The following is a 25,168-nucleotide window of genomic DNA, read 5'->3' as shown; positions in this document are numbered from 1 at the left end:
CCAGGTTTCAGGTTTCGGGACTCGAGAGTGACGGGAAACTATCACACTATCCAACTACCGAACTATTGCACTTGTTTCACATCCGCATCTACCATCTTGGCAATTTCTTCTCCCAGCCGCACCGAATAATTCGTGCCGCGATCTTCCGGATAAATCTGGGTCGTGTTCGCGAGGTACAAATTACGGATCGGCGTGCGATGTTCCGGGATTTGCTTGGAATAGTTCAACGGCACAATCGGTTGCGCGGCGGCTTCTTTGAAATGCCACACCTCTTCAACCCAGTCCGGCGAAAACTGCGGATTGAGTTTTTTCAAATGCGGCAGATACGCGTTGAACAATTCGTCGCGCGACATTTGAAAGTACGGGCTGGACGCGTCGAGATAGTTGGACACGTAGACAATGCGTTTATTGTTGTACACTTCCGGCGAAAGAAAATTGGTTTGCTCGATGGTCGCGACGAACGGAATCGAACGGTCGGCGATATTCATCCAATAAATTCGCGTCATCGGTTGCTTGAGTTTCAGAACGAGCAATACCGCCGCCATATATTTTGCCGCGTTCATCTTGGCGACGTACTCGCGCGGAAACTCGTTGACGATTTTCAGCGCGGCAAACGATGGTGCGGTGCAAATCACACGATCAAACCGCGCAGTTCCCTCAGTTCCCTCTACACCAAGTTCCCTCTGCGCCTTCTGTGACGTTTCATCTTCCGCGAATTGCAGTCCGCACGCCACACCGTTCTCGACGACGACGCGTTTCACCGTCGTGCCGAGATAAATTTTTCCGCCGAGCTTCTTGATCGCGTTTTCGAGCGCGTTAATCAACACCTGGAATGAGCCGCGCGGGTACCCCAACTCTTCTTTGCTCACGCCGCGCCGCGAGCCGATGCGGAGAACGATCTTGTACCAGATATACACCATCGAAATGTGTTCGGCTTCCGCGCCAAACTTGCCGCGAAACATTGGACTCCACACCTTGTCCCAGACCGCGCGTCCGCCGTACTTTTTCCACCATTCCATCGCGGTGATTTGTTCGTACTTGGCGAGATTGTTCTTGTTCGCTTGCAGGTACGTAAGATACGCGACTGCCATGCCGAGCCGCAATCGGTCTACGAACGGAATCGTGCCGAGGCGCAGCACATCCACCGGCGTGACCATATTCCAGATTTTGCCGTTCTCGAACCAACCGGTTTTCGAGGGAATCCACTGTACGCGGTCGCCGAGACCCAGTTCATTCATCTGCGCGATGATGTGCGTGTCGCTCGTGAACCAGTGGTGATAGCCGCGTTCGAGCCGCGTGCCTTCAATTGGAAACGTGCTGGCGAGTCCGCCCAGTTCCGACATGCGCTCGAACAAAAAAGTTTGATAGCCGAGTTTTTGCAATTCGTACGCGGCGGTCATGCCGGCAAAGCCGCCGCCGATAATCGCGATGCGTTGTGTCATGAATGTTCTAATTCCTCAAACGAATTCCGGACGGTCAATTTAGATGCCCATTCGCGCAGATAGCCCAGATCCAAAGATTCTTTTTGCACGTCCCATACTCCACGCGCGTCGTTCAGATGCTTGTCTGTTTGCGCCTCTTTGTACCAAAGCAGTTTCGACAGAATGACATCCTCAGGGCTGGGCATCCAGATTATTTTCCCAAACACAGATTGCGCGCGACGACGTTGGAAGCGTTCTATATCATACGCGTCGTGTCTGAGCATCCAGAAATCTATTTTCACGCCCGACCCCGGATCAATTACATTGAACATGAACTGCTGTTGAATCGCTTGGCGCATGGATTCGGGATCAGCGTAGAAATCGGGAGGGAACTCGCGCGCCAGACGATCCGCGTCCGTCAATTGGATCTGAACGACCAGATCAATGTCATGCGTCGTACGCGGAATTCCGTAGAAATTCACAGCGAATGAGCCGGTGACCATGTAGGGGATATTTAGTGTGTCAAGAATCTCAATGACGCGCAGAAATAATTCTTGTTGCTCCATTCGCGATCATTATCCTTCGCGCAAGTTCGCGGTCTACCTGAGCTGGAGAAAATTCTGAATGTTGCGCGCGGATTCCGGCACGCGCAATGTCGCAAGCGGTCTGCCACATGGCAAAGGCAAGCGCAAGACGTTCTTCGCCAGTCATTCGGCGAAACACCTCGACTTGTTTTTGATATGCCAAGCGGTTTGCGTAATCTTGTCCAGCAATGATCATAACTTATCACCACGCGCTAACCCGGTTTAAATTCCTCGATCACCCACTGATGTTTTGTGGGTACGTAATGCGTTCGCACAAAACCGGTGTCGCCGAAACTGAACCAGATGCCTTGCCCATTCACGCTTGGCGGCGCGCCGACAAGGGTTCGCATCGCCGCGTTGAGAATGCCGCCGTGCGCGACGACCAAGTATTTGCCCGCGCCACGCCGAATCACTTTTTCGACTGCGCGCGCGGCGCGACTGTGGATTGCCCAATCACTTTCGCCTGATCCGCAAAACGGTTCGTACGGATTCCGAAACGCGGGGCGCGGATAACGCTCCTGTGCGTCCGAACGCGACATGCCGGCGAGCGGACCGTTATCCAGTTCCATCCAATCGGGATCGGTTTCGACCGGCGCACCCAGTGTGTTGCCGATAATGTTCGCCGACTCGAGTGCGCGTTGCAAGGTGCTCGCGATGATGCAATCGAAATGAACGCGCTCGGACAACCAGGTCATCGCGCGCATTCGCACTTGCTCGCGTCCGACATCGGTCAACGGCGAATCGTACCGCCCCTCGTGCACACCTTCGTCGTCGGCACGTGAACGACCGTGCCGCATAAACGTAATTCGGATCGTGTCGACTCAATTTCACTGATGAATTGACTCACCCATCGAATCGAGCGCGGCTTCGGCGATGACTTCGGTCAGCGTCGGGTGCGCGTGAACCGCGTGCGCGAGTTCAGCGGGTGTCAGTTCCATGGATTTCGCGAGACTTAGTTCGCCGGTTAGATCGGTCACTTCGGGACCGACCAAATGCGCGCCAAGAATCTCGCCGTACTTTTTATCCACGACGAGTTTGACGAAACCTTCGTACTCGTTGATGCCGAGCGCCTTGCCGTTCGCGCGGAAATTGAATTTGCCGACGCGCACATCGTGCCCGGCTTCTTTCGCTTGTTGTTCGGTCAAACCAAGCGAGGCGACCTGGGGCGTGCAGTACGTGCACCGCGGCACGTTGTTCAAATCGAGCGGGCGCGGATTTTTGCCGGCAATCGCTTCCGCCACGATTACACCTTGATGCGACGCGACGTGCGCGAGCGGTAACTTCATCGTCACATCGCCGATTGCGTAAATGCCCGGCACGTTCGTTTGCATCTGGTCGTTCACGCCAATCGCGCCGCGCGTCATCTCGACGCCGAGCGCTTCGAGACCCAGGTTTTCGCTGTTCGGCTTGACCGAAATCGCGACGAGCACTTTTTGCGCTTCGATGGTTTCCGTCTTGCCCGCGCTTGACACCTTGAGCTGCACCTTGCCGTTCACTTTTTCCGCGCTCTCGACCTTGGTATTGAGCCGGAAGTTGATGCCAAGTTTGCCCATTTCTTTTTCGACGACCGCGCTCACTTCGGCGTCTTCACGCGGCAAGAGGTGCGGCAACATTTCGACGACCGTCACCTCCGCGCCGTACGCGCGATAAATGTACGCGAATTCCATTCCGATTGGTCCCGCGCCGACGACGACGATGGGCGACGGTAGTTCGCGCAGTTCGAGCGCCTCGCGTGAGGTGATGACGTCTTTGCCGTCGAGCGGCAGACCGGGAATCGTGATCGCGCGCGCGCCGGTCGCGATGAGAATGTTCTTGGCGGTTAATCCGCGCCCGTCCTCCGTGCGATTAATCGCACGGTTAAGTTCGATGCGATTCGCGGCGGTGAGGACCCCTTCGCCTTTGAAAACCTGGATTTTATTTTTCTTCATCAAGAACTCGACGCCCTTGACGAGCCGGTTCGAAACGACGCGACTGCGATCAATCGCTTTGCCAAAATCGGCGGAGAATTTTTCGACCTGGATGCCGAAATCGTTCGCGTGGCTGAACGTCTCGACGACGTTCGCGTTTTTGAGCAGCGCCTTTGTTGGAATGCAGCCCCAGTTCAAGCAAACGCCGCCGAGATTGTCGCGTTCGACGAGCGCGACTTGCATGCCGAGTTGCGCGGCGCGAATCGCGGCAACGTATCCGCCCGGTCCGCCGCCGAGAACGATCAAATCAAATTGCGAGTCTGCCATTCATCACCTACCGTGTTGTTATGTAGGGGCGAGGTTGCCTCGCCCGAAATCGTGGCACAGTTTATCACCTTGCCGCGCTATCGTCAAATCATTTTTGAAAAACAAGAACGGCGAGGAAATTTCCTCGCCGTTCGGATGAAGTTGGGAAACTAGAATCCATACGCGCGTGCAAGCACTTCAATCGGGTGCGCGGTGCGCACGCGTGCGCCATCGGCGATTTGCACTTCGCACAGCGGGCAATCGGTGATCGCTTCACTCGCGCCGGTAGATTTCACCCACGCGAACAATTCCGCGCCCACCTGGTTCGCGATCTCATACGATTGTTTTTTGAAACCGAACGAGCCGTCGAATCCGCAACAGCCCTTGTCCACGCGTTCAATGGTCAACCCAGGAATCAATTTGAGCAATTCGAAACCGGCTGTCTCGATGCGTTGCAACTTTGCCGCGCATGACGCGTGATACGCGATGGCACCTTCAACCGGATTGAAGTTCGTATCGAGTTCGTTGCGCTTGACCAGCTCCATCAAGTACTGATTGATATCGCGTACGCGAAAGCCGACGTTGCGCGCGTCCACCGTCTTGAGGAATTGCGGTACTTCTTGGCGAAACGTCATCGCGCACGGACCATCGAGGACGACAATCGTGTAACCTTCTTTGACGAGTGGTGCGAGGACGCTGGTGTTGTACTCGAAATTTTGCAGCGCTTTGTCGAGACTGCCTTCGGTGAGCATCGGAATGCCGCAACATCTTTGTGGCGGATAAACGATGTCTACGCCGTTGCGTTCGAGCACCTGGATTGCCGCGATGCCGACCGCGGGATCGTAGTAATCGGTAAAGCAACCGGAAAAGAGCGCAATCTTGCGCCCGCTCGTCCCAGGTTTCTTTTTGTGATGCTTCATCCAGCGTGGAAATGTTTCGCTCGCGATTTTCGGCATCGTGCGGCGACGGTCAATGCCGACGACTGCTTCCATCAAGCGGCGATTCAATCCGTTCGAGAGCGCCCAGTTCGAGATCGGCGCGACTGGACTGCTCAACTTGCCGATGGTTTCCTGGCTCATCAGTATCGTGTTTTGCAACGTTTGCCCGCGTTCCTTGACGCGCATAATTTTGTAATCCAGCGCGAGGCGCGGGAAATCCACGCCGATGCCGCACGCCGGCAAACACAGTTTGCAATAGTAGCAGAGATCCATCATCGGTTCAAACTCTTCGCGCCGGATCGGGGCGCCGTTCTCTTCGTACTCACGCGCGAGCAGTTTGAACAAGGGCGTGAAAACCGGACAGAGCGGTTCGCAGATGCCGCAATAGTAACACTTTTTCGTGTCGGTTTTCAGACGCTTGTGCATCGCGTCCCATTGAAGGACTGGAGTTGGAGTGCTCATACTCACCTTGCGGGCAATTTGGAAAATTGCCTTACCCCAAAAGAATGTGGCGAGTACTGCATCGCGCGGTACTCGCCACTCATCGGCGAAATTACTTGGCTCGGTCGTACGCTTCTTTCAAGCGTTGCATCATGCGTTCGTAGCGCGCAGCGTGGCGTTTCTCCGCCGACGACGTGGATTCGAACTGACGCGCGATGTCGGCGCGACCGGCGGCTTGCGCGGCTTTGACGGAGGCGGGATACATTGTGGTGTACTCGTACGTCTCGCCGTCGAACGCGACCTTCAAGTTGTCCAGCGTGTCGTGGATGCCTTCCATCGCGACGAGGTGCGCGTATGCGTGCGCGGTTTCTTCCTCGGCAGTTTCGCGGAACAATTCCGCGACCTCTTTCAACAGGTCGGCGACTTCGGCGGACGGCGCAAAGCTAATTTCTTCTTCCGCTTTCTTGGCAAAGAAAAGATACTTGCGGTTGGCTTGCGATTCACCGGCGAAACCGCCGGCGAGTTCTTGCTTGACTGATTCGGGGACCATTTTTTCCTCCTTAGGAATGTGGGTTTGATCTATCGGTTACGGCGTTTCGCGCACGCCGGACACACGCCATAGTACACGATGCGCGCGCCCTGGATTTGATAGCCCGATTTGTGCGCGACACGCTGACTGACGGCTTGGAGCGCGTGATCGTCGAGGTCGCGGATCTGGTGACAACGCGTGCAAATGAGGTTCGCGTGCGGCGCGGTGTCTGGGTCGTAATGCTTTTGCCCGTCGCCCGCGTTGCCGAGTTCGTATGCCAACCCCAGTGCTACGAGCGTGTTGAGCGTGCTGTACACGGTGGCGAGACTGAGCGAAGGAAAATCGCCGCGCAAGCGCGCGTGGAGTTGCGTCGCGGTCGGATGCGATGTATCGTCCGCTAATAGTTGGCAAATCGCCAAACGCGGATGCGTCAGGCGCAAGCCGGCTTGGCGCAGGGCTTGTGCAAATTCGTTCGCGCGGTCGTTAGTCATTTTGGAGCAATTCCTAACTTGGAATCATTATTGATTATAGCGCGGTCCCGCTGAAATGTCAAAAAACGGTGCACCCTGCCTAGCCCTCCCCTTGTTAAGGGGAGGGTTGGGAGGGGTGATTGCTTCGTCGTTGCGTTCCTCGCAATAACAGAGCGGACTGAACGATTACAAAACAGCAACCCGCCTTCGTGACGAAAGCGGGTTGGTTGAAAAATCAATTTGCGACGTTTACGCGGATTTGGCACGGTGAACTAAAGTTGCCGGTGCTATCAACGACACTCAACTGGAGCCAGTACGCGCCGTTGGCGACCGTCCGCGTAGACCAGAGACTCAACACTTGGTCGTTCGCCGGCCGGTCCGAACGAAAGAGTTGCGTGTAATTTGGATTCGCGTCCGCGCGGTATTCCAGTTTCCAATAACCGAAACTTGGCGCGTTCGCCGTGCCGCGAATCTCGACCAAACCGGCAACGGTTGCGCCGGCGATGGGCGCTTTGATCACGCCGTTCAATCCGCCGCATTGCCCAGCGGGCGTTGTGCTGGGCGCGGGCGTCGCGACGACGACGATGATGACCTGGGTCGCGGTGACCGGCGTGGTCGGTGTGAGCGTCGTTCCCGGCGTGATTGGCGTCAACGTTGCCGCAATCGTCGGCGCGACAGTGGGTGGCGCGATAGTTGCTGGCGGAATCGTCGGCGGTGGAAGTGTCGGCGGCGCGGGCGTGGGTGGAAGTGTCGGCGTCGCGGTTGCGGTGGGCGGCGGCGCGGGACGCGTGCGCGTCGGTTCATCGGGCGCGTTCGCCAGCACGCGTTTTGTTTTGAGATACCACTGCGTTACGCTGCGAAAGCGGTCGCTCGGCGTAAGCATCGGCGCGAGTTGCACACCGTGCACGCGCGCATCCACGCCGTAAGTGTAGACCGGATAGTAGAGCAACAATGCCGGCACGCGGTCGGCAAACAATTCTTGGAATTTGCGATACAACTCAGCGCGCTTGGCTTGATCGCTCGTGCGTCGCGCGGCTTCGAGTGTTTCGCTAATGTCGCGATCTTTCAATCCGCTATAATTTTGTCCGCCGTGTGACGCGTCGGGAATTTGAGTCTCGTGCCAATTTTCGTACTGGTCGGGATCGTTCGCCAAGGTGCGCCATTCGTACAACACCGCGTCGAACACGCGCGGGCGCAGGACGTTCGGCGCGAGGAGCGCGGCGGGCACGGATTGCACCGCGACTTTGACGCCAATCGTTTGCCACGTCTTGGCGAGGTCGTTCGCGATCGCGACGCGTGTTGGATCGTCGCTCGTCGTCAGCGTAAACGCCAGTGGCACGCGATCTTTCGCGCGCGTGCCATCGCCGGGGTCGCGCCAGCCGGCGGCGTCGAGAATTGCTTTCGCTTTTTCGAGATCGAAGGGGTACGGATTGATGATCGAATTATTCGCCCATGACCCAGGTTCGATGGGCGACGCCGCGACGATGCCTTGTCCTTGCAACACATCGTTGACGATGTGCTGGCGGTCGGTGGCGTACAGCAAAGCTTGGCGCACGTTCTTGTCTTGAAAGGGCGCTTTGGATAAATTGAAGAGTACGAACGAATAGCCGCCGATGCGCGCGTTGTATAATGTCAGATTTGGTTGATTGCGCGCTTTGCCGAGATACGACGGCATCACGCGCGCGATGCCTTCGACGTCCTCGCGCGTATAGCCGGTGAAAATCGTTTCGTAATCCGGATAGAATTTGAATTGAATGCGTCCAAGGTACGGGCGTGGGTCATCATAGTAGCGCGGGTTCGCGTCGAGCAGGATGTGGTTCGCGGTGAGTTCCGCAACCTGGAAGGGTCCCGTGCCGATGGGTCGGCGATTGAATGGTTGCGTCGCCAACTCGGACGGTGACACGTCTTTCAAGAGATGCGCGGGGAGAATGCCCATCCGCGTGTAATCGAGGAAGGGCGCGTACGGTTGCGTCAATTGAAAGCGAATCGTCGCGGCGTCGGTCGCGCTGATGGCGACCGTGCGCCAAAACGCCATCAGGTCCGGCGGACATCGGCACCCTGGGTCTTGGAGTGTGCGAAACGTGTAGAGCACGTCGTCTGCGGTGAAGCGTTCGCCGTCGTGCCAGTACGCGTCGGAGCGCAATGTGAACGTGTAGACCAAGCCGTTCGGCGCAACGCTCCATTTGGTCGCGAGGTCGGGCTTGAGGTTGCCGTTCTCGTCCGCGCGCGTCAAGCCGGTGAAAATGAGCGACGCGAGATCGCGGTCTACTTCGTTGTACTGCGCGAAGATGGGATTGATCGCGTTGGGACGACCGGCAATGCCTTCGACATACGTGCCGCCGACGTCCGGACGTTCGATCGTGTTCGCGCCGAATGCCAGCAACGCCAAAACGACGCTGAGGAACACGACGCCCACGAGCGCGATCAACAACTGCCAGCGAATGTGCTTCATACCGAATTAGAAAAAGCAATCCTGTTTAGTTCACAAGAGGGCAAACCCGTTTTCCGGTTTGATGGAAAACGGGTTGCGTCCAATTTGGCTAAACAGTATGGTAACGAGGCGCGCGTTAGGAGCGCACCGCGAGGAACGCGCTGAAGAAAGAGATGAGGAGAAAGATCACGGACAACGCAATGGTGATTTGGAACAGGCGCAATTCTAAACCGCGCCGCGTGCGCGCGACGCCCGCGCCGCCAAACACGCCCCCGGTCGTGTCGCCTTTGATCTGGAGCAGGATGACGACGATCAACGTCACCGAAATGATAATCTGAATGAGGTTGAGATACACGGTCTTTCCTTCCAAGCGAGAGTGGGCGCATTATAGCAAAAGACGCGGCAAGGGGCAAATTCGCGATGGCGGTAGGGACGACGCATTTGCCACAATTGGTTTGCCAATCAAAAAATGGAGTGCGAAATTGTGGGGCAATTTGGAAAATTGCTCTCGTTGTTCGCGCGGAACCGAATGCGGCATCGTGACGTCTAATGACTGCCGACGATTTTGATCTACAGCCCATCCTTGCGAAGGTTGCGAATCATTTCGTCGAGGAAGCGCGCTTTCAGACCTTCGCAAGGATGAACGGTACGACAATATTGATCTGGCATCAAAGGAGAACCATGATGCGTCATTCGATTTCATTCGCGCGCGTTGTATATATTATCGCCGCGTTACTCGTCGCGTGTAATACGCCACTCCTGCCGCCGCGCGAATCGCCCTGGGAACCGGCGCCGACTACTTATCCGCTGACCTTGACCGCGATTCCCGCGCGTGTCACGCCGACCGCGATGCCACTCAGCAGTGCGACAGCAACGGCGACGCCACAAATGACAACACCTACACTTGCCGCAACGAATGGAATCACCGCGCGCCTGAACGAACCCTTCACGCTCAAGGTGAGTCAATGGGCAACGCTCGCCGACGCGAACAACACGCGCGTTTTCTTCACGACCGTCCGTGAAGACTCACGCTGTCCGGTCAACGTTGCCTGTGTCCAGGCGGGAAAAGTTCGCGTGCTGATTACGGTCGAGAGCAATGGCAAGTCCGCGCGATTCGATCTGAGCAACAGCCCAGCCGATTACCGACAACGCGGCGCATTCGGCGGCTATGTCGTCGAGTTGATGGATGTCGCGCCGCGTCTGCAAGCGGTCGGAACGCCGATGCCGATGGACGATTATCGCGCTACGCTACGCGTGCGCGCGGGATCACTGGTTTCGTCCGCGCCGCGACTTGCCGAACCGTTTACGCTCAAGGTTGGACAGACCGTCACGCTGGACGACAAAATGCAAGCGACCTTTGAAGCCATGCAGCAAGATTCGCGTTGTCCAATGCGAGCGCTATGCGCGACGAGCGGTACGGCGAATGTCGTCGTGGCTCTGCAACGCGACGGCAAGACCGAGCGCCTGACCCTGGACGCGAATCCTGACAGCGCCTTCAAACGCAGTACTGTATTCGAATCGTACACCGTTTTCCTGAACGCGCTGACACCCTATCCACAACAAGAATTTGCGAGCAAAGAGATCGCCGCGAACGAGTACGAAGCGACGCTAGTCGTCGTGTCGTTCGCGCCGCGGATGACGACTCCAATATCACTTTCCGGTTGTCCTGACTTGACGCGCGGCGACGCGGCGGAAATCCTGGGTGAAGCGGTCAAGGAATCGCCAACCGAAATGACCTTGTTCCTCGTGCCAAGCAGTCGCGTGACCGTGCGCGGACTGTGCGGCTTTGGCAGCGTCGCGTATACGCCGAACAAACTCGCGCCGGCAAATGTGCCAGCCGTGTTGCCCGCGTCGGCGCAATCCGATCGCGCGGTCATCGCCGGGAAACTCACAGACAACAAACGCTTGGAGCAATTACTCGGCATCGCCAGCGTAATCGAAGCGGCGAACCCGCGCGCGTCGAGCATTCTGTCCGCCAAACTGTTGACGATGTACACTGCCGGCGCGTGGTTCCGCGAGATGCTGAGCGATTTTCCTGACGCGGCGCGCGACGCAACCGCTGTGCGCGTCAAGCGCATGGATGGGTTGGGCGACAGCGCGATCTGGGTCTGGCGTGAATTCAGCGGCGGTCGCTATGCCGCGCTCGTCGCGCAAAGAGGCGAAACACTTTTCGTCATCGCCGCGCTTGTCAGCGAGCAACGTATGGAAGACGGCGCGTTGAGCGCGATGATGCTGGCGATGCAAAAGATGCCGCGCTGATACGTTGATGAATAGAAAAATGAAACCTGGGAACGCGAATTTATTCTCGCGTTTCCAGGTTTTGTTTTCCATGACAAATGAACCTTGTGAAGGTTTGATGGCTCAAAGTGATCAGTAACCTTTGCGAGGATGGGCTGAACCGCCGTCGCAGCGCTTTCGATATTTTTACATGCCCTCTTGTAACCAAACAAAGGGTGTGATAGCATACGGATTGCCTAGACACCGTGCAGTTCTCCGGTCCGGTTCCTCCGTCATCAATGATCGTGCCCTCACTCTGTTCTACCTATCACTTACGCATTCTCCAAAAAATGAACATGCGTGGCAATGCTGAACTCGCGCGCGATGCGATCGAGAATCGGTTGATCGAATAGGATTATGGTTTTTCTAATGTTAGGACCTTGAAGAGAGATTAAATGTTTGTTAGGTTTTTGTTTTCTTGTCAAAAGAAATTCGACACGCGAATAGAAATTAGGACGACGCGGATGTGGTTGTTTTGAGGGTTGCTGCCGGGCGAACTTTGGACTAGTGTATTCGGCGCGGTAGAGTTTTTCCGCTCATCACGTGCGACCATGCTCAAGATATTTCTGGTTGATGATTCGGTCTTTATCCGCCAGCGACTGACCCGGCTACTTGCCCAGGTCAGCGATATTGAAATCGTCGGCGAAGCGGCTGGCGCGAGTGAGGCGACGCAAATGATCTTGCGTCTCAAACCGGACATGGTGCTTTTGGATCTTCGCTTGCTGGGAGAAGGTACGGGACTGGATGTGCTCCGCGCCATCAAGCAAATCAATCCTGCGCCGACTGTGATCGTCCTGACGAACTATCCGTACTATCAGAAAAAATGTCTGGACGCGGGTGCGGATTTCTTTTTCGACAAGTCCACACAGTTTGCCGAGATCGTGCCGGTAATCGAAAAGCGCGCCAAGAAAATACGGCGACGCCGGCATCCAGGTTTCAACCATCCGCATGGGCGATTGATGACGAGTCGGACACGATTGCGTAAACGGTAACCGACCTTTTCGCAGCAAAATGAAAGGAGTACACGCATGGGCATATTGTCATGGCTTGTCGTTGGTTTGATCGCCGGCTGGCTGGCAGGCGCAGTCATGCGCGGCGGCGGGTACGGATTGCTGGGAGACGTCATCATCGGTTTTGTCGGCGCTCTCGTCGGAGGATTTCTCGCTACAGCGTTGTTCAACATCCACGATGCGGTTACCGGCATTAACCTGCCCACGATCATCGTAGCGTTCCTGGGTGCGCTCGTCACGATCTCGGTCTTGCGATTGATCGCGCGCCCGATGCGTGGTCTGTAATCATGGAATTGTCAGGTCATTTGGGCAACCTCAAACGCTTTCGAACTGACAATCCGAGACAGGAGAATAGAATGATGCAAGATGTGCTGATGGGCAACTGGAATCAATTGCAACCACAAATGAAAATGTGGTGGGACCGACTCACTGACGACGACCTGGAAGCGATCAACGGTCACTACGATATTCTCGTGAGCGTACTCATGGCGCGATACGCGTATAGCGCGCAACGCGCCGAAAAGCAGATCCAACAACGACTGGGCGAATTCGAAAAGGCTCACCGGGCGCTCGTCGGTCACTAACCTATCCGAGCGAGCATCCGCTTGGCGACTCGTCATCGTCGGGTGAGATATCTGCGCCAATTCCCAGAAAGGAGGGAATGATGCACCGCATCCATTGGCATCACGCACCGCATCCATTCCAGACATCTCTGAGGATTCCATCCAGGACGCGATTGCTGGAGCTGGCATTGTTTTCGATAGCCGTTACATTGTTCGTGGCATACGGCATCCGTTCATCCGCGCCATCTGCCACTCCGTTAACCGTGCCACGCGAGGCAAATCCGAGTGCGGCGCAAACAGCGCCGCGCGGCTTGACTGACCATTCGACGAATCACACTGGGCGTGCGGAGAATGCTCCAACCATCGAACAAAACGCGCGTCAATTGGCGACGGTAGATACGCTGGATGCATATCACAGTCTCTTACCAGGGCTGAAGCAAAACGAAACGCCATCTCATCGCGAGTTGTCGCTTACTTTACTCAAGGGCGCTTCGTCCAAAGTTGTACCAGTGCTGTTGGACGCGCTGAACGATTCCGACGCCGGGGTGCGCGCGGGCGCGGCTCAAGTGCTTGGAATGCGCCGGGAATATCGTGCAATTGCCGCGCTGGCAGCGGCAACGCACGATCCGCATGCGCGTGTGCGGGCGGAGGCGGCGCTATCCCTGGGCGAAATTTACGCATGGCAAAATCTGTCGCGCCTCGAAGTGCTTCAAGTGAACGAGGATAGTTTGGAGGTTCGTGAAGCGGCGCAATCTGCCGTGAGCATGATCAAGGCAGAGATTGCCAAAGAACTTGGCGTCCCAGATTATCGTGTGCGGGATATCTCGGTAACTAGATCCACGCATCCAATGCTCTACGCAGTTACCGGAAGTGATCTGTACGTGCGGCGCGGCACAACCTGGGATTTTATCAGCCGGCTACCCGACGCTCCGCTCGATCTGGTCACTGGTCCGGATGGAAAGATCATCTACTTGGCAACCGCCAATTCCGGTTTGTATCACAGTTCTGATGGCGGTATAATGTGGCAACATCTCCAATTCGGGCTGCATACGCCGACGCAACTGACGATGACGGCGATCACGGTTGACGCGCAAAACGCACATCAGTTATATGCCGCGCTCGTCGGGTCGAGCATGTACCCTGGGATGCTCGATCCACTCGGCGTTTTCTCTAGCAGCGATAATGGTAACACCTGGGTCTGGTTGCCCGGTTCGCCGATCCATGCGCTCACGACGAACCTCATCGTAGACGCAGACTCGCCAGGTTATCTGTTCGGTTTAGCCAATGGCAAGCCCTGGCGTTATGCGCTGCCGCCATAGAGCGTACACCCGCACCGACACCAAATCGGATACACGAATCGTTGTACAGAAAGCAAAGAATTTTAGGACGCGGACGCTTCGCGTACGGATTTTCGCGGATACGAAAAATATCCGCGTTCATTCGCGCGCGATGTGTCCGCGTCCTAAATGCCTTGTTCAGTTTCGGCTTGTCCATTAGGAAAATTGGGCGACCCGAATTGGGCAGTTTCCCGTTCCTGTGAAAGGAAAAAATGCGACTGTTAATCGTATCGAACCGATTGCCCATTACTGCCGTGGATGAGGAAGGGCAGTTGAAATTCAAAGACAGTGTGGGCGGTCTCGTCTCGGGATTGAGCGCCTACCTGGATTCGTTGAAAGGATCGGGGTTCACCCAGTTCAACTATGTGTGGATCGGTTGGCCCGGCGCCTCCGCGGAGGGCGAAAAAAGAGAAGCGTTGAAAACGCGCGCGCGCGAATTCAACGCCTACCCAGTCTTCCTCACCGAAGAAGCGATGGACAAGTTCTACCTCGGTTTTTGCAACAAGACTATTTGGCCCCTCTTTCACTATTTCCCAACCTACGCGGTGTACGATTGGGATTATTGGAACCAATATGAACAAGTCAATCGAACTTTTTGCGACACGGTGTTGGAAATTCTAAAACCGGGCGATGTCGTATGGGTTCACGACTACCACCTGATGCTGCTGCCCAGGATGCTACGCGCGCGCGCGCCCGATGTGCCGATCGGGTTTTTTCTCCATATACCGTTTCCATCGTTTGAGATCTTTCGGCTGATGCCGGAAACTTGGCGCAAAGAAATCCTGCTGGGTCTTTTGGGCGCAGACCTGCTTGGGTTCCACACGCACGATTACACCGAATACTTTTTGCGCTGCGTGCTGCGTTTGCTGGGACACGAACACACCATGGGCAAAATGATCGTAGATGGGCACATCAAAAAAGCCGAAACGTTTCCGATGGGGATTGATTTCGAACGATTCCAGAAGATCGCCCATAGCCCCGAGGCGCGCGAGTCCAAAAACAAACTGAGGAAAACCTTCCCAGACGCCAAGATCATTTTGTCGGTGGATCGCTTGGATTATTCCAAGGGGGTGATCAATCGCCTGCACGGCTATGCGCGCTTTCTCGAGAAGAATCCGGAATGGCGCGAAAAAGTCATGCTGTCCATGATTGTTGTCCCCTCCCGCATCGGGGTCGAGCATTATCAAGAAACCAAGAGCCAGATTGATGGACTGGTCGGAGAAATCAACGGTGAATTTGGGACGCTCACATGGACTCCGATTCTGTATCAATACAAATTTCTGCCGATTACTACGCTCGTGCCCTTGTACGCGGCGACGGACGTGGTGCTGGTCACGCCGTTGCGCGATGGCATGAACCTGGTGGCAAAAGAGTACATCGCCACGCGCACGGATCAAACGGGGGTCTTGATTCTGAGCGAGATGGCGGGAGCGGTAAAAGAATTGGGCGAAGCCATCATCATCAATCCCAATCACGCGGAGGACATTGCGCGCGCGCTCAAAGAAGCCCTGGAGATGCCCCGGGACGAGCAGATCCGGCGCAACACGATCATGCAAACGCGCTTGAAGCGGTACGACGTCGTGAGCTGGGCGAGTGAGTTCGTCCAAACCCTGATTGCGATCCACGGCGAGCAAGAAAAATTCGACGCCAAATACCTGGGCTACTTTGCGGTACAAAAACTGACGGAGGATTTCCATCAAGCCCAACGCCGATTGTTTCTTCTGGATTACGACGGCACGCTCGCGCCGTTCACCGAGCAACCGCAGACGGCAAAACCCAGCAAAGACCTGATCCGTATTCTCGCGGCATTCGCCGCGGACCAAAGCAATGTGGTAGTGCTCATCAGCGGACGCGACAAGGAAACGCTCTCCGCTTGGTTTGGCGCGCTCGGCGTTAACTTAATCGCCGAGCACGGCGCATGGTTGAGCGAAAAGGATGGCGCGTGGCGTTTGTTCAGACCCTTGAAGAACGATTGGAAGACCCAGGTTCTACCGATCCTCGACCTGTACGCGGATCGGGTGCCCGGTTCATTCGTCGAGGAGAAGGAGTTTTCGATCGCGTGGCATTATCGCAAAGCAGACCTTGGTCTCGGCGCGGCGCGCGCAAAAGAACTGGTGGACGATCTGGTTCACTTTATCGCGAATACGGATGTGCAAGTGCTGTCGGGCAACAAAATCGTTGAGGTACGTAGCGCTTCGGTGAGCAAGGGCACGTCCATTATGCACTGGCTCGCGGATCCGAGTTTTGATTTTATTTTGGCGGCTGGCAACGACGGTTCGGATGAAGACATCTTCAAGATTCTGCCGCCGACCGCGTACTCGATCAAGGTTGGCATGACACCGTCACATGCCAAATTCAATCTGTTCAGTCCCACCGAGTTGATTCGTCTGTTGAGTGAACTAACCGCTGCCGTCCATCACCCGTGTCATTTCGACAAGTCGCGCGGCGCGTAGCGTGATTTGGCGAAATGATAAACGCGCGCGACTTGCGAATCCGCGTTTGGCGCGGAACGCTAACTGCGATATAATTAACCGCGCGATGAATCGTAGCGCAGGTTTCCAACTTGCCGCACGGGGTTGCTGTACAAGCGAACTGGGACAAGTTGGCAACTTGTCCTACATTTCCAAAGGAGAATTCATGCGACGATCAACTGCCGGCGGGCTGGCGCGACTGCCGCGTCTTGACGAAACCTGGCTCATCGCGACCGCGCAATTGCGAACCTGGGTTGCGCCGCCCGACGAAAAACCTTACCGCCCGTACATCATCATCACCTTCAACGCGGACGATGGCGCGATGCGCGGCACGGAACTTGTTCCTGGGTCGCCCACGCCGCGCCAAGTCTGGGACGCGTTATCGAACGCGGCGCGCCATCCCACACCGAACAGCGGCAAGCCGGGCGCGCCGCAACGTCTCGTCGTCAGTGATTCTGCGCTCGCCGAGAAACTGCTAGCGTTCTTCGCCGACGCTAAACTCGAAATAGACCTCATCGAAGCGCCGATGCCCGACGAAGTGCGCGACATTATCCGCGAACTCGAAACGCACATGCGCCAGGGCACACCGGAGAATCCCGCGCTCGTCGCCGTGCCCAACGTCTCTCCCGAACTCATCGCGAGTTTTTACGCTGCCGCCGCCGAATTTTATCGCGCCGCGCCGTGGGTGCAACTGAGCAATTATCACGCGCTCGCGTTGCGGCATCCGTACGAAAATGAATTTCGGTACGCGATTGTGATGGGGCAAGGCGGCGTCGAGTACGGTTTGGCGATGTATCCGACCTGGGACAATGTGCGGCGCACGTTCACCGAAGACGATAATCCGCTTGACGCGATTCCCGCCGAGGGTTTGCACTCGTGCTTTTTCGACGACGCAACCAAAATGCCGTTCGACGATCTCGACGCGATCGAAAAATTCGGCTGGGCGATTGCCGCGCCGAACGCGTACCCGATTGTCGTCGTCGTCGAAAAAGCGCGCACCGTGCGGCGACCCACACGCGCCGAACTCTTGTGGTACGAGGTCGCGCTCCGCGCGATTCCAATGCTCGTGCGCGATCATTTGAAGCCGAACGGGCGCGGCGATTTCGAACCCATCGAAATGACGCTCTATGTGCCAACACATGCGGGCACCCTTCAGGTCGCGGTGAAATATCCCGCGGGCGATTTGCCGCTTGCCGAACAACCCGCGCAACGCGTCGAGTGGGCGGATTTTGAGGGTGATGTGGAAAAAGACGACGAGCCGCGCGCGTTCGACCGCCGCGTGATGGAGCGTCCGATGCAAGAACTCGCGCGCCAAATGGGACGTGGCGAGACATCCGAATCTGCTTTAGATCGCGCGCAGGATTTGATGTACGATGCGTTCGAGGAAACGAATCCCGCCAAGCGCATCGCGCTGGCGCACGACGCGCTGACGATTTCCGCGGACTGCGCGGATGCGTACGTGTTGCTCGCGCAGGAAGAGGCAGACACACTGCAACGCGCGATGGAGTATTACGCGCAAGGCGTCGCGGCGGGCGCGCGCGCGTTAGGCAAAGAATTCTTTGCGGAGAATGCCGGTCACTTTTGGGGCTTGCTGGAAACGCGTCCGTACATGCGCGCGCGCCATGGACTTGCCGAAACGCTGTGGCGTTTGAATCGCCAGGAGGACGCGCTCGCGCATTATCGCGAGATGTTGCGCTTGAATCCGAATGATAATCAGGGGATTCGTTATTTGCTCGTGGATTTGCTGTTGCAACTCGAACGCGACGAGGAGATTGCGCCGCTGCTCAAACAATATCACGACGATTGGTCGGCGACGTGGCAATACACGCGCGCGCTATTGGCATTTCGCAAGCACGGCGCAACGGCGCGCGCGAACAAGGCGCTCGCCGACGCGCTCGAAGAAAATCCGCATGTGCCGGCGTACTTGACGGGGCGCAAGCGCGTGCCCAATCGTCTGCCCGACCTGATCGGCATGGGCGACGAACGCGAAGCGATTGCGTATGCAGCGGATCATCTCAACTATTGGCGACGCACGCCTGGCGCGGTCGAGTGGCTCAACGCGCACGGTCAAGCGCCCAAGAAACCGGTCGCGACGCAAGCGCGTCCGCGCCGCGCCGCCGCGCGCAAGCGCAAACCCTCGCGCTAGAGTCGCGCGCAAAATCAGAATCCAGGTTTCTTTCGAGAAACCTGGATTCTTTTTTAGACGATGCCGGTTATTTAACCGTCAACAACTGCGGCGCTTGCGTGGAGCCGACGGTCGGATTGTAGTAATCGTACGTCGTCGAGCTGGGCGCTTGCGCGCGCAACGGGAATTTCGCTTTCAAGTGATACGCCAACGTCACCGGTTTTTTCGAATCGAACTCGTCGAGATAGACGATGATCTGTCGCCCGGTCAATTCGTAGCGCGCGATGTTTTTCAATTTGACCGCGGCGTCCAGGTCTTCGGTCGCGACGGTAAAGCCAGGCGGCACGCCGAGATCAATGATGGACATGCGCGCCTTGCCCTCCTTCACCAAGCGAATCGTCGCGGTCACGCCGACTTCATCATTTACCGCGAGCGCCGTGCGATCGTACCGCACCTGAATGTCCACCAGTTTGTCTTTTTCCGGCGTGGGCGGCACCGCCGACCAAGGCAAGTAGTAATTCGTCGAAACTTGATACGCGAGCGAGCCCTTGCCCTCGACTTGGAACGCCAGGCGATTCGTCCCAGGGTTGACGTCGTCGAACGTGACGACCTGGACGACGCCCGAGTTTTCCTTGTTGACGACGATGGGCTTGGCTTGCGCGCCGTTGAACGACACGCGCACGGTCGCGTCCTGCGCCGGCTCGCCGGCGTCTATCGCCGATTGCACGAGCGCGCGCAGCGCGAGAATCGTCGCCTGTGTCGTGCCCCAGGTACCGCGCGCGTCTTTCTTTTGCATGAGGTACGTCAGCGCGCGTTGCGCCGTATCGGTGTGGGCGTGTCCTTTCAAGAACGCGTACGCCGCAAGCGAGGTCGTTTCGATGTTGCCGGAAACGCCATACGCGCCGGTGAATGAGCCGACCTTGGTCGCAAAGTACGCGCCCTCGCCTTCCGCGACTTGCATCTGATTGAGCCGCGCCAGCGCATCGCGTGCGGTGGAATCATTCGGGTCGTACGCGACGAGTGCGTTAGCAACGAGCGCGAGCGTGTACGGATCGTTCGCGCGTGACGCGTTTTCCTTGATGTACGCGATGGCGCGACTTGTCCCTGACTCGTTCTTGCCGCCGGATTCGGCAATTGCCCACGCGACGACTGCCGTGAGCGGCAAGCGATCCTGGGATGCCGACTCGGGTGGATGATCCCAGGCAGCGGTGCCGACCCAGGTTCCATCCGATTGTTGTTTCGACAACAACCAGCGGCGCGTGCGTTCGAGCAGCGATGGATCAATTGGATATACGCGCGCCATGTCGCCGAATTCGAGCAGACCTTTCGCACTGAGCATCACGCTGGGCGTCCCGCCGCTCCACAGCGAGAACCCGCCGCCCGTCGCTTCGAACGTCAACAGGCGTTGATAACCGATCGCGATGAAATTCTCCGCCTTCAGTTGAACTTCGGGCGATGCTTGCTTGGTGGCTTTCAAGTAATTGAGCACGAGAACATTTGGGAACGTCACCGACGTCGTTTGCTCAAATCAGCCAAAGGGCATTCGCAAAAGACCGTCGAGTCCGTTCACGACCTGGCTCATCACGCCCGGAAAGATTTTTACTTCGATGCGCGACGCGCCGGGAATTGCTTGCGCCGGCAGTTCGACGACCTGGGTCGTGTTGCCCTTGAGCCAGTTGCTCTGCGTCAATTCGAACGGCTTGCCGTCGGGATAGACGCGAATCTCACGTTGAATCGCGTCCGACATTTTTTCGCCGAGCGCGGTCACTTTCAATCTCTGCATTCCAAATTGCATCGCCTTGATGCGAAAGTAGATCACGTCAATGTCGTTCGACGCAATCGTGATGGATTTCTCCGCGTCGTCCTGCAGTTGGAACCAGGATTGTTTTTCGACTTGGAGTTGCACTTTTTGCGTTTGCGGCAAATAGTTGTACACCGCGACGGGAATTGAAATCTCGTCGTTCTGCGTCAGCGCGACCGGCAGATCGAGGTCAACGAAGAAATCTTGGAACACGCGCAGTCCCGCGCTCGCCGACCCGAGTTCGCCGCGTTGCGACGATGCCATCGCCGCGAGCCGCCAGGTCGTGATCGAATCGGCGAGCGGAATTTCAATCGTCGCGTTGCCACGCTCGTCGGTGATGACTTGCGGATTGACGTAGAGCGTTTCCGGAAAATATTGGCGCAAGCGTGGTGGTTCTTGTCCGGCGGCAGTCGCTTTCTGCGCTTCAGCCGCCGGCGCAGAGGTGGGCGCGGGCGCGGCAGTTGCCGCCGCGCGTTGCATCGCCGGTGCGGCGGTTGGTGCAGCGGTTTGCGACGCGCAACCGGTGAGTTGTCCGACCGGGTTATAGATTGCCGGATTTCCCATCACGCGCAAGAGCGGACTCACGTTTGGCATTTGCCACAGGAGAATCGCGGTAAAGATGACGAGGAGGGTGGTGATGATCGCCGCATAGCCGGGCGTTTTTTCTCCTTGCAGAATCAAGCCGCCGCCGAGCAACACGAGCGCGGCGAGTCCGGCAAGAAACGTCAACAGGATGACCAACATGCGCGTGCCGCCCAGGTCAACTTGACCGGCAAAGGTTCCCAGGATGCCGAACAGAATGAGGTACGCAACGAGGAGCGCAATCGCGATTTGGAGCCGGCGATCCTGCTTCGCGATCGCATGGGCGACCAGAAAACCAAGCGCGACAATCCACGCGAATCCAAGCATCGCGAGGACGAGCAACCCGAGTTTAAAGTAAAACATAAGCGCGCCGATAACGAGCGCGCCGCTAACAAGAATCGGCGACACGATGAAATAGATCGCGAACGCGCCTGCCCACCACGCCATCGCTTTGCCCAGGATGTTTTTCGCGTTGAGGCACGCCATCACGAATCCGCCGAACAGCAACGGCACAATCGAGAGAACGACCGCGAGCGCATCGAAGAGATTGTTAAAACGTTCTCGCTCGGCTTTGGTTGCCGCCGCCTGTTTTTCCGGCAAGGAGTTGACGCGCATCGTCAGGTCGAATGGCGTGGCGTTCGCCCACGCCGCGCGCGCGGACAGGTCTTGCGCGGTGCGGAGTTCGATGGGCTTGGCTGTTTCGTAACTGACGACTTCTGGCAGCGCAAATCCCTTGACCTGGTATTTCGGTTCGAGTAGTTCGTTTTGCAGGAGGAAATACAGTTTCGCAAATCCTGGGTCTTGCTCGGCGAGCGCGAATACGGCTTCGTCCACACCAGTCACGCCGAGCGCGGATTGCACGCCCTTGCCTTCGTGGTTCGTCACGTTGAACGTGACTTGGGACATTTCGCCGGGACGATACACATCGCGGTCGGGTTTGATCGCGATGTTCAACTCGCCGGCGTGCTCGACGACGACGACGCGCGTGTCGCGCTTGATCGTGCCATCGCGTTCGACTTGGTAGGCGTGAACCTGGACGGTGCCGGCAAGTTCCGGTGTCACGTCAATGTCTACACTCGCGCGACCGTTGTTCGCATCTGCCGCGCGCGTCGAGAACGTTTGTTTTTCCTTGATGAGATCGAAGAACACCGAGCCAGCGCCGCCGGTGACGAACGCATCGAGTCTCATCGTCTCGCCGACGCGATATGTCGCGCGGTTGGCGCGCAGCAAGATTTGCGCGGTCGGTTCGGCGCGTAGAGCAATGTTGCGCATCACGGTGCGACCCTTGGCGTCGCGCGCGGCGATCGCGAGCGTGAGGTTCGAGTACTGCGGCTTGAAACGAATCTCGGCGAGTCCGTACTTGCCGGCGTGCGCTTGCAATGGCGCGCCAGCGCCGCTAATCGTCAATTCGGTTTCCAGCGGCGAGCCGTCCGGCAACGAGGTCAGTACGTAGACAATGTTCTCGACGTTCGCGACGAGCGTGCCGCTTTCGGGCACGGCGTCAATCATGATCGCGCCGTTCGCAATCGGGAGCGTCAACGAGGTTTGCTCGGTGTGATTCGCTTGATCGGTCACCGAAATTTCGAGACCGAAATCGGCGCGGTCTTTAGTGAGCCCGGACGACGCGAAATAATTTGGCAGCGTGAACGAGAACGCGTACGCGCCCGTGTCGTCCGTCTTGCCGGCGAGGTTGATCGTCTCGGCGCGTGCAACATCGTAGACGATGCCCTTGATCGTCACCTCGCCTTTGGCGACCGGCTTGCCGAAGAAATAATCCACGCGCAGTTTGCCGGTCACACGTTCGCCCGGCAAATAGTAGGTGCGTTCGGTTTCAGCGACGATTTTGAATTTCGGCAGGAGGTACGGTTTCACGTTCACCGTCTTTTCCGATTTCGTGTCGCCGAGTGTTGCGGTGATTTTGTAGTTGCCGGCATTGACCGTGTCCGCGAGTTGAAAATCCGCGCTGACGATGCCGTACGCGGATGATTGAACGGTCTTGCGATAGACTTTGTTGCCTTTCGGATCTTCGATCAAAAATTCAATGCTCTGATTTTTTGCCGGCACGCGATCGAGCGCGCCGAGCGCGAGCGCGCGCAGGTGAATGAGTTGACCGGGTTGGTAGAGGGGTTTGTCCGTCGTAATGAGTAATTTGTAACTTCGCTGAACGGTGATCTCTTTCGTAATGCGGTCGCGTCCGACGTTGGAATTCGTTTCGACGACGAGATTCATTTCGCGCGCGGTGTTTTCCGGGATTGTGAACGACACGGGCGCGGTGCCGCGCGCATCGGTCTTGCCGGTGTAGAGTGTTTGCGGGAACCCCAAGCCCTTGGGCGCGAGCATCACCGTGACGTTCGCGTTCGCAATTGGCTGATCGTTGAGATCGCGCACGACGACGCGGACGGCGGATGGGTTTTCGGGCGCGAACTGGGTCGGACCGACGACAATCGTTTTTTGGTTGTCGAATTCGACCGTGAGTGGGTTGAACGCCAAGTACGTTGCCGCGATCATCGCGGCGAGGAACAGGAGGATGGCTGCCACCGTGACAGCCACGCGTTTTTGCCAGAACCAGCGAACCAGCGCAAGGACACTGTTCATTTTGGCATCTCCTTTTGGTTGGAGGTTGGAGATTGGAAGTTAGAGGTTGGAACTCGGAAAGATGGTTTAGCGGTAGGCACTGATCCAACTTCCAATTTCCAACGACTAACATGCAACAAATCTGCCTCGATTTTAGGACAAGACGTGTTACAATTCAAGAATCAAAAGTGTTACATCCAGATTTGAAGGCATGAAGCGTGGAAAAACGTGGTAGGGCTTGCCGTGTTAATTTCAAGACGCTGGTAAAGTCGGAAATGTTCCTTGGTGAACAAGAAAGAATCCAGGTTTCCGGAAGAAACCTGGATTCTGATTTCGGCTACACTGTTTTGCGAAAGAGTGAACGACACGTCTGATCGTCAAATGCAGGCGCTAAATTACGGCGCGACTATTTCGAACTGGTCATTGAAATCGGAAAAGATCAGCGTGAGTGGCGTAGGATCACCCAAATTGATTTGTTTGGGAAAGCCGTCTTTGGTCGAGATCCAAATTTTGACTGGCTGATTGACGGTGACCATTTGTGGCGTGGGACCTGGCGTTTTGGGTAGTTCGGGACGCGAGACCGCGAACGTCGTTTGATAACCGATGCAGGGGACGCCATCAATCGTGGTGGGTGGCAACGCAGTGGCTTGTTTGATTTGGAGAACATGATCGCGCAGGATGCGCAAATCGACGCGATCAAAAAAAGGCGCTGGTGCGTTGCGCGCAACCAATTTGCCGGCAGGGTCGTAAAAATAAGTCGTCGCGCCAATTCTGAGGAAATAGTCGCTCTCGAGTTGGAGAAAACGATCCGGCAAAACGACGGCGATCAACCGTCCTTCTTCCACGACCCGCACCATGTACGTCTTGGTTTTTTGGACGGCGCTGCTAAACGCGTTCACCAACAAATCGCGTGGATTGGGTGTTGGAGTAAACGTCGGTGTAGGTGTCGCGGTGGGCGTGGGGGGCACGCGTGTCGTCGTGACAGTCGGCGTGAGGGTTGGGGTTGATGTTGGAGTTGGTGTGCCGGGCACCAGCGTCGCGGTTGGGATAGACGTGGCGGTTGGTACTGGCGTTGGAGTCGGTTCGGGTCCACACGCGCCCAGAACGAGGGTCAACAGAATCAATACTGCACTACGCAACATTCCAAAATTCATCGAATTGAATCCTCCTCAGAACATTACACCATTATGTGTTGGTGCGCGGTATAACGGCGGATATTGTAACATAAAGGCAATCCGTAGACAAATCCTAGTCACCCAATGAGTATACCGCAAAAGTGTCGGCGACTTCAGATGACAATGGGCACGGTTTTCTGCCAAGCCTTATCAAAACGACCGCTGTGAAGTTCACTCAACCCAGCGAGCATGGCTTGCGCACAGTCACGTTTCCATCCGCGTCCAG

19 protein-coding genes are annotated in these 25,168 nt (G+C 56.7%); 7 read left to right on the top strand and 12 right to left on the bottom strand.

Annotation, left to right across the window (positions count from 1 at the left end; genetic code table 11):
• Positions 1 to 62: 62 nt before the first annotated feature.
• The 9 genes from HY868_12980 to secG all read right to left on the bottom strand — a co-directional run bounded on the left by HY868_12980 (position 63) and on the right by secG (position 9,382).
• A complete protein-coding gene (locus HY868_12980) occupies positions 63 to 1,442 on the bottom strand; it encodes an NAD(P)/FAD-dependent oxidoreductase (protein MBI5303044.1) in 1,380 nt (459 codons plus the stop codon).
• Positions 1,439 to 1,987, bottom strand: coding sequence for a hypothetical protein (locus tag HY868_12975; protein ID MBI5303043.1), 549 nt, complete (start codon positions 1,985 to 1,987; stop codon positions 1,439 to 1,441). The genes HY868_12980 and HY868_12975 overlap by 4 nt, the downstream gene beginning before the upstream one ends.
• 230 nt (positions 1,988 to 2,217) lie before the next feature.
• On the bottom strand, positions 2,218 to 2,802 hold the full coding sequence (locus tag HY868_12970) for a histidine phosphatase family protein (GenBank protein ID MBI5303042.1): 585 nt from the start codon (positions 2,800 to 2,802) through the stop codon (positions 2,218 to 2,220).
• A gap of 30 nt (positions 2,803 to 2,832) precedes the next feature.
• Positions 2,833 to 4,239 (bottom strand): dihydrolipoyl dehydrogenase, encoded by a 1,407-nt coding sequence (gene lpdA / locus HY868_12965; protein MBI5303041.1) that lies wholly within the window; start codon positions 4,237 to 4,239, stop codon positions 2,833 to 2,835.
• A gap of 149 nt (positions 4,240 to 4,388) precedes the next feature.
• Entirely contained in the window at positions 4,389 to 5,618 is a 1,230-nt protein-coding gene (locus tag HY868_12960) for an anaerobic glycerol-3-phosphate dehydrogenase subunit C (protein MBI5303040.1), read from the bottom strand.
• Positions 5,619 to 5,709: 91 nt separating this feature from the next.
• Positions 5,710 to 6,147: a hypothetical protein gene (locus tag HY868_12955; GenBank protein MBI5303039.1), complete on the bottom strand. Its 438-nt coding sequence runs from the start codon at positions 6,145 to 6,147 to the stop codon at positions 5,710 to 5,712.
• 29 nt (positions 6,148 to 6,176) lie between these two features.
• Entirely contained in the window at positions 6,177 to 6,617 is a 441-nt protein-coding gene (locus HY868_12950; protein MBI5303038.1) for a transcriptional repressor, read from the bottom strand.
• A 214-nt stretch (positions 6,618 to 6,831) separates the two neighbouring features.
• A complete protein-coding gene (locus HY868_12945) occupies positions 6,832 to 9,048 on the bottom strand; it encodes a peptide ABC transporter substrate-binding protein (protein MBI5303037.1) in 2,217 nt (738 codons plus the stop codon).
• 115 nt (positions 9,049 to 9,163) lie between these two features.
• Positions 9,164 to 9,382, bottom strand: coding sequence for a preprotein translocase subunit SecG (secG, locus tag HY868_12940; protein MBI5303036.1), 219 nt, complete (start codon positions 9,380 to 9,382; stop codon positions 9,164 to 9,166).
• 329 nt (positions 9,383 to 9,711) lie between these two features.
• Between secG and HY868_12935 the strand changes: the two genes are divergently transcribed.
• The 7 genes from HY868_12935 to HY868_12905 all read left to right on the top strand — a co-directional run bounded on the left by HY868_12935 (position 9,712) and on the right by HY868_12905 (position 18,831).
• Positions 9,712 to 11,286: a hypothetical protein gene (locus tag HY868_12935; GenBank protein MBI5303035.1), complete on the top strand. Its 1,575-nt coding sequence runs from the start codon at positions 9,712 to 9,714 to the stop codon at positions 11,284 to 11,286.
• Positions 11,287 to 11,855: 569 nt separating this feature from the next.
• On the top strand, positions 11,856 to 12,296 hold the full coding sequence (locus HY868_12930; GenBank protein ID MBI5303034.1) for a response regulator transcription factor: 441 nt from the start codon (positions 11,856 to 11,858) through the stop codon (positions 12,294 to 12,296).
• 36 nt (positions 12,297 to 12,332) lie between these two features.
• Entirely contained in the window at positions 12,333 to 12,599 is a 267-nt protein-coding gene (locus HY868_12925) for a GlsB/YeaQ/YmgE family stress response membrane protein (protein MBI5303033.1), read from the top strand.
• A 71-nt stretch (positions 12,600 to 12,670) separates the two neighbouring features.
• Positions 12,671 to 12,898 (top strand): CsbD family protein, encoded by a 228-nt coding sequence (locus HY868_12920; protein ID MBI5303032.1) that lies wholly within the window; start codon positions 12,671 to 12,673, stop codon positions 12,896 to 12,898.
• A gap of 167 nt (positions 12,899 to 13,065) precedes the next feature.
• Positions 13,066 to 14,196 carry a HEAT repeat domain-containing protein gene (locus HY868_12915; protein ID MBI5303031.1) on the top strand — a complete coding sequence of 377 codons (1,131 nt, stop codon included), beginning with the start codon at positions 13,066 to 13,068 and terminating at the stop codon, positions 14,194 to 14,196.
• A gap of 230 nt (positions 14,197 to 14,426) precedes the next feature.
• Entirely contained in the window at positions 14,427 to 16,667 is a 2,241-nt protein-coding gene (locus HY868_12910; GenBank protein ID MBI5303030.1) for a bifunctional alpha,alpha-trehalose-phosphate synthase (UDP-forming)/trehalose-phosphatase, read from the top strand.
• 184 nt (positions 16,668 to 16,851) lie between these two features.
• The gene (locus HY868_12905; protein MBI5303029.1) at positions 16,852 to 18,831 is read left to right on the top strand and encodes a hypothetical protein; all 1,980 of its coding nucleotides are present in this window, start codon (positions 16,852 to 16,854) and stop codon (positions 18,829 to 18,831) included.
• 67 nt (positions 18,832 to 18,898) lie between these two features.
• Here HY868_12905 and HY868_12900 read toward each other — a convergent pair whose 3' ends face one another.
• The 3 genes from HY868_12900 to HY868_12890 all read right to left on the bottom strand — a co-directional run bounded on the left by HY868_12900 (position 18,899) and on the right by HY868_12890 (position 24,921).
• Entirely contained in the window at positions 18,899 to 20,320 is a 1,422-nt protein-coding gene (locus tag HY868_12900; GenBank protein ID MBI5303028.1) for a hypothetical protein, read from the bottom strand.
• 18 nt (positions 20,321 to 20,338) lie between these two features.
• Positions 20,339 to 23,788 (bottom strand): hypothetical protein, encoded by a 3,450-nt coding sequence (locus HY868_12895; protein MBI5303027.1) that lies wholly within the window; start codon positions 23,786 to 23,788, stop codon positions 20,339 to 20,341.
• A 374-nt stretch (positions 23,789 to 24,162) separates the two neighbouring features.
• Positions 24,163 to 24,921, bottom strand: a complete 759-nt coding sequence (locus HY868_12890; protein MBI5303026.1) for a hypothetical protein — start codon at positions 24,919 to 24,921, stop codon at positions 24,163 to 24,165.
• Positions 24,922 to 25,168 lie beyond the last annotated feature (247 nt).

It is taken from the genome of Chloroflexota bacterium (assembly GCA_016219275.1).
GTDB lineage: Bacteria > Chloroflexota > Anaerolineae > UBA4142 > UBA4142 > JACRBM01.
This window is presented reverse-complemented; position numbering and strand designations above follow the sequence as displayed.

Bases quoted from the DNA above. Each gene is read 5' to 3' on its own strand.
- HY868_12980 (MBI5303044.1), bottom strand. From the start codon at position 1,442: ATGACACAACGCATCGCGATTATCGGCGGCGGCTTTGCCGGCATGACC.
- HY868_12975 (MBI5303043.1), bottom strand. From the start codon at position 1,987: ATGGAGCAACAAGAATTATTTCTGCGCGTCATTGAGATTCTTGACACA.
- HY868_12970 (MBI5303042.1), bottom strand. From the start codon at position 2,802: ATGCGGCACGGTCGTTCACGTGCCGACGACGAAGGTGTGCACGAGGGG.
- lpdA (MBI5303041.1), bottom strand. From the start codon at position 4,239: ATGGCAGACTCGCAATTTGATTTGATCGTTCTCGGCGGCGGACCGGGC.
- HY868_12960 (MBI5303040.1), bottom strand. From the start codon at position 5,618: ATGAGCACTCCAACTCCAGTCCTTCAATGGGACGCGATGCACAAGCGT.
- HY868_12955 (MBI5303039.1), bottom strand. From the start codon at position 6,147: ATGGTCCCCGAATCAGTCAAGCAAGAACTCGCCGGCGGTTTCGCCGGT.
- HY868_12950 (MBI5303038.1), bottom strand. From the start codon at position 6,617: ATGACTAACGACCGCGCGAACGAATTTGCACAAGCCCTGCGCCAAGCC.
- HY868_12945 (MBI5303037.1), bottom strand. From the start codon at position 9,048: ATGAAGCACATTCGCTGGCAGTTGTTGATCGCGCTCGTGGGCGTCGTG.
- HY868_12935 (MBI5303035.1), top strand. From the start codon at position 9,712: ATGCGTCATTCGATTTCATTCGCGCGCGTTGTATATATTATCGCCGCG.
- HY868_12930 (MBI5303034.1), top strand. From the start codon at position 11,856: ATGCTCAAGATATTTCTGGTTGATGATTCGGTCTTTATCCGCCAGCGA.
- HY868_12925 (MBI5303033.1), top strand. From the start codon at position 12,333: ATGGGCATATTGTCATGGCTTGTCGTTGGTTTGATCGCCGGCTGGCTG.
- HY868_12920 (MBI5303032.1), top strand. From the start codon at position 12,671: ATGATGCAAGATGTGCTGATGGGCAACTGGAATCAATTGCAACCACAA.
- HY868_12910 (MBI5303030.1), top strand. From the start codon at position 14,427: ATGCGACTGTTAATCGTATCGAACCGATTGCCCATTACTGCCGTGGAT.
- HY868_12905 (MBI5303029.1), top strand. From the start codon at position 16,852: ATGCGACGATCAACTGCCGGCGGGCTGGCGCGACTGCCGCGTCTTGAC.
- HY868_12895 (MBI5303027.1), bottom strand. From the start codon at position 23,788: ATGAACAGTGTCCTTGCGCTGGTTCGCTGGTTCTGGCAAAAACGCGTG.
- HY868_12890 (MBI5303026.1), bottom strand. From the start codon at position 24,921: ATGAATTTTGGAATGTTGCGTAGTGCAGTATTGATTCTGTTGACCCTC.